General features: G+C 67.0%; 11 protein-coding genes. 6 read left to right on the top strand and 5 right to left on the bottom strand.

Features of this window, described 5'->3' with window-relative positions:
- Positions 1-13 precede the first annotated feature (13 nt).
- Both AC1DCU_RS04270 and AC1DCU_RS04265 read right to left on the bottom strand, forming a co-directional pair.
- Positions 14-1,192, bottom strand: coding sequence for a low temperature requirement protein A (locus AC1DCU_RS04270; protein ID WP_282279798.1), 1,179 nt, complete (start codon positions 1,190-1,192; stop codon positions 14-16).
- Positions 1,193-1,206: 14 nt separating this feature from the next.
- Complete coding sequence (locus tag AC1DCU_RS04265; protein ID WP_282279797.1) at positions 1,207-1,473, bottom strand: hypothetical protein; 267 nt, start codon at positions 1,471-1,473, stop codon at positions 1,207-1,209.
- A gap of 206 nt (positions 1,474-1,679) precedes the next feature.
- On the opposite strand from AC1DCU_RS04265, the gene AC1DCU_RS04260 reads away from it, so the two are divergent.
- From AC1DCU_RS04260 to blaL1, 4 genes are all read left to right on the top strand, one after another.
- Positions 1,680-2,213, top strand: a complete 534-nt coding sequence (locus tag AC1DCU_RS04260; protein ID WP_180831086.1) for an RNA polymerase sigma factor — start codon at positions 1,680-1,682, stop codon at positions 2,211-2,213.
- Positions 2,210-3,076 carry a FecR family protein gene (locus AC1DCU_RS04255; protein WP_282279796.1) on the top strand — a complete coding sequence of 289 codons (867 nt, stop codon included), beginning with the start codon at positions 2,210-2,212 and terminating at the stop codon, positions 3,074-3,076. The genes AC1DCU_RS04260 and AC1DCU_RS04255 overlap by 4 nt, the downstream gene beginning before the upstream one ends.
- A 70-nt stretch (positions 3,077-3,146) precedes the next feature.
- Positions 3,147-5,573 carry a TonB-dependent receptor gene (locus AC1DCU_RS04250; RefSeq protein ID WP_313115095.1) on the top strand — a complete coding sequence of 809 codons (2,427 nt, stop codon included), beginning with the start codon at positions 3,147-3,149 and terminating at the stop codon, positions 5,571-5,573.
- A 93-nt stretch (positions 5,574-5,666) separates the two neighbouring features.
- Positions 5,667-6,536: a L1 family subclass B3 metallo-beta-lactamase gene (gene blaL1, locus AC1DCU_RS04245; RefSeq protein ID WP_442251795.1), complete on the top strand. Its 870-nt coding sequence runs from the start codon at positions 5,667-5,669 to the stop codon at positions 6,534-6,536.
- Positions 6,537-6,578: 42 nt separating this feature from the next.
- Here blaL1 and AC1DCU_RS04240 read toward each other — a convergent pair whose 3' ends face one another.
- Entirely contained in the window at positions 6,579-7,121 is a 543-nt protein-coding gene (locus AC1DCU_RS04240) for a DUF411 domain-containing protein (RefSeq protein WP_442251794.1), read from the bottom strand.
- Positions 7,122-7,238: 117 nt separating this feature from the next.
- The gene (locus tag AC1DCU_RS04235) at positions 7,239-7,562 is read right to left on the bottom strand and encodes a hypothetical protein (RefSeq protein ID WP_144435761.1); all 324 of its coding nucleotides are present in this window, start codon (positions 7,560-7,562) and stop codon (positions 7,239-7,241) included.
- A 110-nt stretch (positions 7,563-7,672) separates the two neighbouring features.
- On the opposite strand from AC1DCU_RS04235, the gene AC1DCU_RS04230 reads away from it, so the two are divergent.
- Positions 7,673-8,107, top strand: coding sequence for a hypothetical protein (locus AC1DCU_RS04230; protein ID WP_442251793.1), 435 nt, complete (start codon positions 7,673-7,675; stop codon positions 8,105-8,107).
- A 9-nt stretch (positions 8,108-8,116) separates the two neighbouring features.
- On the opposite strand, the gene AC1DCU_RS04225 is transcribed toward AC1DCU_RS04230, so the two are convergent.
- Positions 8,117-10,402, bottom strand: a complete 2,286-nt coding sequence (locus tag AC1DCU_RS04225) for an FdhF/YdeP family oxidoreductase (RefSeq protein ID WP_478013499.1) — start codon at positions 10,400-10,402, stop codon at positions 8,117-8,119.
- Positions 10,403-10,614: 212 nt separating this feature from the next.
- On the opposite strand from AC1DCU_RS04225, the gene fdhD reads away from it, so the two are divergent.
- A complete protein-coding gene (gene fdhD / locus AC1DCU_RS04220) occupies positions 10,615-11,472 on the top strand; it encodes a formate dehydrogenase accessory sulfurtransferase FdhD (protein WP_312965027.1) in 858 nt (285 codons plus the stop codon).
- Positions 11,473-11,486: the final 14 nt, after the last annotated feature.

Raw genomic sequence — 11,486 nt, 5'->3', positions numbered from 1 at the left:
GCCGGGCAGCCCCCTAACGGCGCGTCGCTGCAATGCTTCGCTTCAACCGTGTATCGGCCAGCCCCACCGCCAGCAGCACGATGCTGGTCAGCCACCCTGCCGCCAGCAGGTGCATCCATGGCAGCACGAAGCCGAGCACGACCAGAACCCCTGCCCCCACCAGGTGCGAGCGCGGCACGCGGCCGTAGACCGCCCGCTTGTACAGTGCGCTGCCCAGCAGGTAGATCAACGGCCCCGCTGCCAGCATCGCGGCATACGGCAGGGTCACCCTCGCCTCCGGTTCGTCCATCACCAGGTCGTTGCCGACGGCGGTGGCGATGATGCCGGCGATCAGCAGCGCGTGCACGTAGTGGAAGTAGGCGCCGATGCGGCCCGGGTCGTCGGAACGGGTGATGGTGTCGGTGGCGTCGCGGCTGGAGATGCCGAAGTACAGCCACCACATCGCGATCGTACCGGCAAAGGTCGCCAGCACTGCCGACACCACCGCGCCACTCCAGCGCTCCACCTCGCTCAGCACGCCGCCGGTTGCCAGCAACGTCTCACCCAATGCGACTATCACGAACAACTGGCAGCGCTCGGCCAGGTGCCCACCTTCGATGGTCCACTCGCGGGTACGCGAACGGCCAAGGCCCGGAAACGCGAAGCCGAACATCGGCGAGATGTACTCGCAGGCGACAGCCACCGCCCACAATGCCAGCCGCGCATTGCCCTCGACCGATGCACCGGCCAGCCAGAAGCAGGCCGAAACGCTGACCCAGGCCAGCATGCGCCTGAAGTTGGCGGCCAGCGGGTGCGAGCGCCCTACTTCCAGCAGCACAAACAGCGTCCGCCCTACCTGCATCGTGGCGTAGGCACCGGCGAACATCCAGGCGCGACCGGCAAAGGCTTCCGGGATGGACGAAGACATCAGCAACGCCAGCAGCATCGTGACGAACAACAGGCCACGGATACGCGGCGCCTCCGGGTCGAACCAGTTGCTGACCCAGCACGCGTACTGCCAGCCAAGCCAGACCGCAAACCACAACACCAGCGTCTGCAGCACGCCCAGCAGGCCCAGGTGGTGCAGCAGGTGGTGGCTGAGCTGGGTGACCGCGAACACATAGACCAGGTCGAAGAACAGTTCTTCGTAGGTCACCCGTGCATGATGGCCGTCGCGACGACGCAGGGCAGGAAGACGGGGCGTTGCCGGCATCACGGATCCTCGGTTCAGCGGCCCAGCCGCCAGAAGATGACACCGGCCACCAGCGCCGGCACGGCAAACACCAGCAGCAGGATCGGCAACTCCTCGCGCACCGTATAGCCTGCCCGGCTGACCCCCACCCACATGTTGGCCACCGATACCAGCAGCCAGGTGCCGATGAAGGCCAGCAGCCCCGTTGGCAGCTGAGGGCTGCTTGTGCTCCAGAGCCTGCCGAACAGCGCGAAGACGGCCAGCAGCAGGAACCCGCCGACGATCACCAGAAGCACGTGCATGGTCACTCTCCCCGATGGCTGCCATGCAGCCTATCTGCGGCCGAGTGTGCGCTGCAGAGGGTGATCATGGATTCACTTTCCGGGCACCGCGAACAATCCCGTCGTCGCTCATCCGATAGCAAATGCGAACAGTTCCCATTACTATCGTGACACCGCGCAGGGCTGGCCCTGCCTGGCACCCCTTCCTGCCTGCGCCGCTTTCCCGGATGTCCACGCCACCGCACCCCCCGCCACCTGTGCTGCCGTTGGTGTCCTCGCTGGTGCGCCACTACGAGGATCTGGTGGATTACCTGCGCCGTCGCTTCGCCTCACCCGGGCTGGCCCGCGAGGTGGTGCACGACGTCTGCGTACGCCTGCTGGAGCGCCCCGAACCGGCCGGCGTGCGCCAGCCGATGGCGCTGCTGCGACGGATGGCGCATGACGCTGCGGTTGATCGTTGCCGTGCTGAAGACCTGCGTCGCCAGTGGGTGGAACCGCGTGCCGAACTGCCCGATGCGGCCTGCGAAGGTGCCGGCCCGGCCAGACAGGCCGTTGCCGCGCAGGAACTGGCACGGCTTGTCGACGTCATCCGTGCGATGCCCTGTCGACGCCGCCAGGTCTTCATCCTGCACAAGATCCATGACGTTCCGCAGGCTGCGGTTGCCCGCCGCATGGGGATCGGCCTGAAGGCGGTCGAGCGGCATCTGCGGTTGGCGATGGTCGATTGCCGGCAGGCGCTGCCGGTGAGGGCGCTGACGTGACAGCGCCCCCTCGCCCGCGCCCTCCACTCCCGGACAAGGCCGGCACGCCTTCGCCTGATCGTCTGCTGGAGCAACATCGGGACACCCTCAAGGCACTGTTCCCGGTACCCGATCCGGCGCAACTGTATCGCCCCCACCGCAGCCGGCAGATCGGCGGGGCTGCGCTCGGCCTGCTGCTGGTGGCTGGACTGGGCGGGCTTTACGCTGTCGATCCCGGCTGGCAACAGCACGATTACCGGACGGCCATCGGCCAACGTCGCAACGTGCTGCTGGCCGATGGCAGCCGTATCCAGCTGGATGCGGGCAGCCATCTGCAGGTGCGCAGCCATCTGCGTTCGCGCCGCGCGGTGCTGGTCTCCGGACGCGCCCGCTTCGACGTGGCGCCCTCGCGCTGGCGCCGGTTCCAGGTCGATGCCGGGCCCGTGCAGGTGCGCAACTACGGCACGGTGTTCGACGTGGAGCGACGCGGTGACCGCAGTGAAGTCCGCCTGTGGCGAGGCGAGGTCGGCGTGCGCGTTGCTGGCCGTGACGGCGAGCAGCACCTGCAGCCTGGCCAGCAGCTGCTGGCAGGGACAGGGACAGGGCCGGTGCAGCCGCCGCAGCCGATCGCCACTGGCAGCGGGGAATGGACGCAGGGCCGACTGCAGTTCGCGCAGGCCCCGCTGGGCGAGGTGGTACGCAGCCTGCAGCGCTATCACCACGGCGCAATCGTACTGGACGAACCCGGACTGGCCACGCTGCAGGTATCGGGCGTGTTCGATGGCGACCATGCCGCCACCGCGCTGGCGCTGCTGCCGGAGATCCTGCCCGTCGCCGTCCACGTCCGCGGCGACGGCAGCGTGCACATCTCCGCACGCCACTGAATTCGGCACCGAGGGTGGGTTATGGCCCTGCTCATACGGCTGCTGCATGAACCCCTCTGAAGGACCCCGCATGACCCGCATTGCCCTGCCCGCCGCCCTGCGCCGCCTGACGCCTGCCCTGCTGGCCGTCAGCCTGTGCGCCGCCCTTCCGGCGGCGGCGCAGTCCACCCCCACGGCGGTGGACGTCCATCTTCCGGCCGCCCCGCTGCAACAGTCACTCAATGCGGTGGCCAGGCAGAGCGGCATCCAGCTGCTGTTCGCTGCAGACAGCGTTGCCGGCCGCCAGGCGCCAGCGCTGGACGGCCGCTATGCCCCGCGCGAAGCACTGCAACGGCTGATTGCCGGCCAGGGACTGAGCGTCGAGGAACGCTCGCCGGGCGTGTTCGTGATCCGCAGCGCGCTCGCTACGGCAGCTGCGGCGGCAAACACGGACCGCCCGCGCACTGCGCCAGCGCCGGCAGCCGCAACCTCGCTTGGCAGAGTGACTGTGTCGGCGTCCACCGCGCGCATGCCGCAGGGCGAGACCGCCATGCCAAACACCATCACCGTGCTCACCCGTGAGGACGTCCAGCAGCAGCTGGCATTGGGCTCGGATGTGTCACGCGTGCTGTCCTCGCAGATCCCGGCCTTCGCTCCGGCACGCGAGAAGATGTCCAACTATGGCGAAAGCATGCGCGGGCGCGGCATCCTGTACATGGTCGACGGCGTGCCGCAGTCAACCCCGTTGCGCGACGGCTCGCGTGATTCGCATACCATCGATCCGGCGATGATCGAACGCATCGAAGTGATCCACGGTGCCAACGCGCTGCAGGGCATCGGCGGCACCGGCGGCATCGTCAACATCATCACCCGCAGTGCGCCGAGCGAACCGGGTGCTTTCCTGCTGGACAGCAGCCTTTCGCTCACCGCCGCCTCGCCGCGCCGGCGCGATGATGACGGCCAGCGCGCTTCGGCACTGGTGGGCATCCGCGGCGAACAGTTCGACCTCGTGGCTGGCCTCGCCCATGAACGGCAGGGCCTGTACTACGACGGCGACGGCCGTGCGATCGGCACCAACGCGCAGGGCGAACTGATGGATTCGACCTCGACCAACATCTTCGCCAAGCTTGGCTGGAACATCGCCGAAGGCCAGCGCGTGCAGTTGATGGCCAATCGCTACGAACTGCGTGGCCTGGACAATTACCTGCCTGTGGATGGCAACTTCCGCACCGGTCGCCCGGCCACGTCGGTGCCCGGCGATACGCCGCTCGATCCGCCGATGAACCGCTCACGCTCGCTGACCCTGGACTACGGCAATGCCGATCTGTTCGGCGGCCAGTTCCTGGCACAGGCCTTCGCGGTCGATTTCGAAGGGCGTTACGGCGCCAGCCAGTGGGACCCTTGGGGCAACACGGGTGCCAACGCCGCCTGGGACCAGACCCAGAATGAATCAGACAAACGCGGCTTCAAGCTGACCCAGAGCTGGCGTCGCATCGGCGACACCTCGCTGGACGTGACCCTCGGGCTGGATGGCCTGCGCGACCGCACCCATCAGGTGCTGCTGGCCAGCGGCCTGAACTGGGTGCCGCTGACCACCTATCAGAGCCTGTCGCCGCTGTTGCAGCTGCAGTGGTGGCCCACCGACCACGTCATGCTGTCCGCAGGACTGCGTTACGAAAAGGGCGAGCTGGAGGTGGGCGACTACACCACCCTGCCCCGCTACGGCGCACGCAAGGTGGCCGGCGGCAAACCGACGATGAGCGAGACGCTGCCGAACTTCGGCGCGGTCTGGTACATCAATGACCGTCTCAATGCCTACGCGTCGTATTCGGAAGGCTACACCGTGGCCGATGTTGGCCGCGTGCTGCGCGCGATCAATCGCGATGGCCAGCGCGTGGACAACCTGGTGGACCTGTCGCCGGTGGTGTCGGACAACCGCGAGATCGGGCTGGAGTATGACGACGGCCGCTTCAGCGGCGATATCGCGTACTACACCTCCGAATCCAAGCTGGGTTCGGTACTGGTCTATGACGCCGGCATCGATGCCTACAACGTGCAGCGCCAGGCCACGCGGGTGGAAGGCTTCGAGACCAACCTGCGCCTGCGCCTGGGTGACAGCCACCTCGGCATGGGCTATGCCCGCGCCAATGGCCGCTACGACGCCGACCTGGATGGTCGTCTGGAAAGCGACCTGGCAGGCGTCAACATCGCCCCGAACCGTCTGACCGCGTTCTGGGAACAGGGCTGGACCTCGCAACTCAGCACCCGTCTGCAAGCCAGCCATGCCTTCGATCGCGACTTCGACCTGCGCGGCGTGCCGGTGGCCAGCTTCAAGGGCTACACCACGGTCGACCTGGTCGCCCGCTATGCGCTGGGCAAGAGCAGTTTCACCCTGGGCGTGCAGAACCTCGCCAACAAGCAGTACATCACCTACTACTCGCAGACCACGCCATCCAACCCGAGCTACTTCGCCGGGCGTGGGCGAGTGCTTACGCTGGGGTGGCAGTATCGCTACTGAGACATGGCGCCTTATGGGTGCCATGAATTCTATGCGTGACGCGATGAAGGAGGCCCATGCTAGTTTCTGGGCCTCCTACATCGGTGCCCTCCCATGCGCTTGCAGACCCTCGCCATCACGCTCGCTGCCCTGCTTCCCGCTGCGGCCTCTGCCGCCGAACCGACGCTGCCGCAACTGCGTGCCTACACCGTTGATGCCTCCTGGCTGCAGCCGATGGCGCCGCTGCAGATTGCCGATCACACCTGGCAGATCGGCACCGAAGACCTGACCGCGCTGCTGGTGCAGACGCCGCAGGGCGCGGTGCTGCTCGATGGCGGCATGCCGCAGATGGCCGACCACCTGCTGCGCAACATGAAAGCGCGCGGCGTTGCGCCGCAGGATCTGCGCCTGATCCTGCTCAGTCATGCCCACGCCGATCACGCCGGCCCGGTTGCTGCGCTCAAGCGCAGTACCGCTGCGCAGATCGTCGCAAATGCCGAATCTGCGGTGCTGCTGGCACGTGGCGGCAGCAACGACCTGCACTTCGGCGACGACATCACCTATCCGCCGGCAACGGCGGACAGGATCATCATGGATGGCGAGGTGGTCTCGCTCGGTGGCGTCGACTTCACCGCGCACTTCGTGCCCGGCCATACCCCGGGCAGCACCGCCTGGACCTGGACCGACACCCGGGGCGGCAAGCCGGTGCGCATGGTCTACGCCGACAGTTTGAGTGCGCCGGGCTATCAGCTGCAGGCCAACCCGCGCTACCCGCACCTGATCGAGGACTATCGCCGCAGCTTCGCCACGGTGCGCGCCCTGCCCTGCGATGTCCTGCTGACCCCGCATCCCGGCGCCAGCGGCTGGAACTACGCCGCCGGTGCATCAGCGGGTGCCAAGGCAATGACCTGCCAGGACTACGCCGACACGGCCGAACGCAATTTCGACGCGCAGTTGAAGAAGCAACGCGAAAAGCAGCGTTGACCAGGCGCGGCGGCGATCCGCCGCCGCGCCCGCCACACCTTGTCAGCCACCCTGCCCGTGCTGTGCGAAGGGCTGGGTGCTGCCATCGGCCAGCACCAGCTCCACGGTATACGGCTGCACATGGCCATCAGGCATTTCCATGCCCGGAGATCCCGCCGGCATCCCCGGCAGCACCAGGCCACGTGCCGTCGGCCTTTCCTTCAGCAGGCGCTTGATGTCGCTGGCCGGAATATGGCCTTCCACCACGTAGCCACCGATCTCGGCGGTATGGCAGGACGCCTTGCCGGCCGGTACGCCGAGCCGTTGCTTGACCGGATGCATGTCATCGGTATCGCGTATCTCAACCGCGAAGCCGGCAGCCTTCAGGTGGTCGGCCCACACGCCACAGCAACCGCAACTGGCCGTCTTGTGCACGATGGCCAACGGAAGCTCCCGGTCGATCTTCGCTCCGGCCGTCGCCTCGACCGCCGAGGCGGTTGCGGTTGCGGTTGCGGGCGAGGACACGGCCTCTTCGGAGGCACGCACGCAGGCGGTGGCCAGCAGAACGGGGGTGAGTAACAGGCTCAGGGAAAGAATGCGGTTCATGGATCAGGTTTTCCTTTGCAATCGCAGGCGCGAGCGCCTGCCATCCACGCGACGGATGCGCGTGGGTCAAGTAGATGAGGGGTACTGCAGGACGGCAGGTACGCAACCTGCGCGCGATCAGGCGATCGGCGGGCGAATCAGGTGAGGTAGCGCAGGCGCGGGATGAGCCGGCGGCAGCGCGTCACCGGGCACTGCACGCAGCGGCCATGCAGCAAGGCTTGCCGCCGACGGCAGCATGGCCACACTCGCCGGCACGCACTCGCAATCCTCGCTGCTGCACGCGGCTGCGTTCCGTTCATCGCAGCAGGCGGGCGTGACAGAGATCGCAGCGTCGGCGATCTCGTGGGGGCCATCGCAATGACCGCCGCCGGACTGACCGTTGATGCCGCCCGAGGCAAGCGCCAGCGCCGGTGCATTCAGCACCAGGGTCAGGAGCAGCATCAGTCGCAGCAGCAGGCCGGATATATCCACGGGCTGATGATAGCCGACGCACGATGCGCCCGTCGCCGCTGCCTGCTGTCATCATGCATGACGTTCATTGGAGCCTTTCCATGCCTGCCCGCTTCCCCTCTGCTGCCCTCCTGCTGTCCGCGTTGCTGAGCCTTCCGGTCATGGCAGGCGAACGCCAATGGACCGTGCTGTCCAGCGGCGATGGTGACCACACCCATGAGCGCTGGCAGGTAAGCGGGACGCGGTTGCGAACGCTTCCCGCGTTCGACCCGGCACGCGCCGAGCCGCCGCTGTCGGTGCATCAAGCTGCGGCGGCAGCACTGGCCCACGCGCGCCTGCGTTATCCCGGCGATGACTTCGTGGTCTCCGAGGTAAGCCTGCAGCGGTTCACCGCCGGCGCTGCGCCGCAGAGCGAGGACGCAGCGCGCGGCTGGGTGTACCTGGTCAGCCTCGACTACAACGCCAAGGGCTGGACCCAGATGGTGCCGGTGCTGCTGGATGGCAGCATCGTGCTGAGCGACAACGAGCAATTGTAGGATCGGCGCCTACGCGGGCACGTCGACCTGCGCGCGCATCCGTACCGGAATGGATTTCGCCGCTGGCGTACCGCTGATCCGATCGTAGTAGTCCAGCGGCAGCAGGGGGTTGAGCTCCGGGTAGTAGCCCGCCAGCGCCCCGCGCGGCATCGGGTAGTCAAGCACGGTCAGGCCTTCGATTCGCCGCGTCACGCCGTCGTCGCTGATCGTTTCCAGGCTCACCAGGGCTTCCTTGTCGAGCCCGCGCGCCAGACGGTCCTCGATGTTCATGAACACCACCATGCGGTCGTTGTACACGCCCCGGTAGCGGTCGTTGTAGCTGTAGATGGTGGTGTTGTACTGGTCGTGCGAGCGCACCGTGGCCAGCCGCAGCATCTCCGGGTCATCGACTACCGTGTTCACTTCCAGGCCCGGCATGACGAGGATGTTGGCCTTGCCGTTCGGGGTCGGCCACACGCGCCTGCGCGGCGGAATATCCAGATGGAAGCCGTGCAGTGCCTGGATGCGCTCGTTGAAGCCGGCATAGATGGCCGGGTAGACGGCGGCGATCAAGTCGCGGATCGGGCCGTAATCGTGCATGTACGCGGCCCAGTCCACCTTGCTGCCCGGCAACGTTGCCATCGCCATCCGGCAGACGATCTCCACCTCCGGCAGCACCTGGTCGCTGGCCGGCTCCAGCACGCCGCGCGACGCCGTCACGTTGGACATCGCATCTTCGATGGTGACGAACTGCTCGCCCTTCGGCGTGCGGATCCACTCCGAGCGCGCCACCACCGGCAGGATCAGCGCGTCGCGACCGTGCACAAGATGCCCCCGGTTGAGCTTGGTGGCGATGCCCACGGTCAGTTCCAGTCTGCGCATGGCCTGGTAGGCGCGCTCGGTATCGGGCACGGCATGGATGAAGTTGCCGCCCATGCCGATGAACACCTTGGCACTGCCATCGAGCATCGCCGCGATCGACTCGACCACATGGTGGCCGTGCTCGCGCGGCGGATCGAAACCAAACACCTGCTGCACGCGATCCAGGTAGCGCGCCGTGGGCTTCTCGTCGATGCCGACGGTGCGGTCGCCCTGCACGTTGGAATGGCCACGGATCGGACCGATACCCGCGCCCGGCTTGCCGAAATTACCGCGCAGCAACAACAGGTTGGCCACCTGCTGCAGCAGCCGCGACCCCTGCTGGTGCTGGGTCAGGCCCATGCCATAGCAGATGACCGTCGCCTGCGAACGGATGTAGATCTCCGCGCAGCGCCGGATCTGTTCCTGTGCGATGCCCGACACCCGCACGATCTCATCCCAGTCCTGCGCCAGCACGTCCTCGCGCAGCGCCTCCAGGCCAACGGTGTGTTCGGCCAGGAACGCATGATCCAGCACTGACTCACCCTGGGCTTCGCGCTCGAACATCACCTTCATCATGCCCTTGATCAGCGCAAGGTCGCCGCCGATGCGGACGTGCACGAACTCGCTGGTGATCTCGGTGGAACCGAACGTGGCCATCTGCACCACGTCCTGTGGTTCGGTGAAGCGGATCAGGGCACGCTCCGGCATCGGGTTGACCGCCACGATCGGCACACCGCGCTTGCGCGCTTCCACCAGGTTGCTCATCATCCGCGGCGAGTTGGTGCCGGTGTTCTGGCCCATCACGAAGATCGCCTCGGCGTGTTCGAAGTCGTCCAGCACGATGGTGCCCTTGCCCACGCCTATCGCTGGTGGCAGGCCACGGCTGGTCGGCTCGTGGCACATGTTCGAGCAGTCCGGGAAGTTGTTGGTACCGAACTCGCGCACGAAGATCGAATACAGGAACGCCGCCTCGTTGGGCGTGCGGCCGGAGGTGTAGAACTCGGCCTGGTCGGGGTTGTCCAGCGCCTGCAGATGGCGACCGATGAGTGCAAACGCCTCGTCCCATTCGCAGGGCACGTAGTGATCGGTGGCGGCGTCGTAGCGCATCGGCTCGGTCAGCCGGCCCTGCTGCTCCAACCAGTAATCGGTCTGCGCCATCAACTCGGTGACGGTGTGCTGGGCGAACAGTTCACGGGTCACCCGGTGCTGGGTCGCTTCCCAGGCCAGGGCCTTGGCACCGTTCTCGCAGAATTCCAGCTTCTTGCGGTGGTCGGCATCGGGGAAGGCGCAGCTGGGGCATTTGAATCCGCCCGGCTGGTTCATCGCCAGCAGCGCCTTGGATCCTTTGCCGATCACGCTCTGCTGCAGCAGCACCTTGGCGGTCGCACCGGCGGCCCCCCAGCCGCCTGCCGGTTGGTTGTAAGGCTTGTAACGCGGCGGCTTCTGTTCGGACATGGTCGGGAACCTGCGTTGGTGGTGTGCCTGCCAGCAGAGCCGGGCTCGCGCCCGGCTGCCGTGGCCAGTCAAGCACACCGGCAACCCCAGCGCCATGGCCCGGCCCGGGTACAGCAGGCTGCCATGGCAACGGTTACCGCCGCGTCTTCACTGGATGGCTGCGCTATCCTCCGGGCGTAGCCTGCCCTTCTGCTTTACCCAGGATGTGCCGCATGCCCGGATCGACGTTGCCTTCGCCCCCGCCCGCCGGCACGGCCCTGCGCACGCTGCAGCGCTGGCGCAGCACGGGGCAGGAGCAACGGGTCGATACGATCGCCGAAGAAGTACCGGTGGCGATGCGTTATAACGGCGCGGCCTTCGCGGTGATGATGGCCACGCCATGCGACCTGGAGGATTTCGCGCTGGGCTTCTCGCTCAGCGAAGGGTTGATCGAGCGTCCTGACCAGTTGCTGTCCATCCAGGTGCAGCCACAACTGGAGGGCATCGAGCTGAATATGAGCGTGTCCGCCGACGCCCCCGGCGCCGCACTGGATCCTGACAACGGGCGCCTGCTGCCGGGTCGCGGCGGCTGTGGGTTGTGCGGTGCGCGCCAGCTGGAGGACGTGCTGCGTCCGCTGCCTCCGGTAAAGGACCGCCGCACGTATCAGACGGCTGCACTGCAGCGGGCATTGGCTGGGCTGGCCCTACGCCAGCCGATGAATGCTGCCAGTGGTTCGACCCATGCAGCGGCCTGGGCCGATGCCAGTGGCCGCATCGGCTGGGTGCGCGAAGACGTCGGCCGCCACAATGCGCTGGACAAGCTGATCGGTGCACTGCACCACAACGAACACAGCATCGATGGCGGCCTGCTGGTGGTATCCAGCCGTGCCAGCTACGAAATGGTCAGCAAGGCCGCGCGCGCCGGTGCCAGCGTACTGGCCGCCGTCTCGGCCCCCACTGCGCTGGCCATCGATCTGGCCCGCAGTGCCGGCCTGTGCCTGGTGGGCTTCGCCCGCGAAGAAGGCTTCAACGTGTATACCCACCCGGAGCGGCTGCAGGGGGATGGCCTGCACGGGCATCCACCTGCCTGACGGGCGCCCTCAGC

This window comes from Stenotrophomonas sp. 10L48 (assembly GCF_056395105.1).
This window is presented reverse-complemented; position numbering and strand designations above follow the sequence as displayed.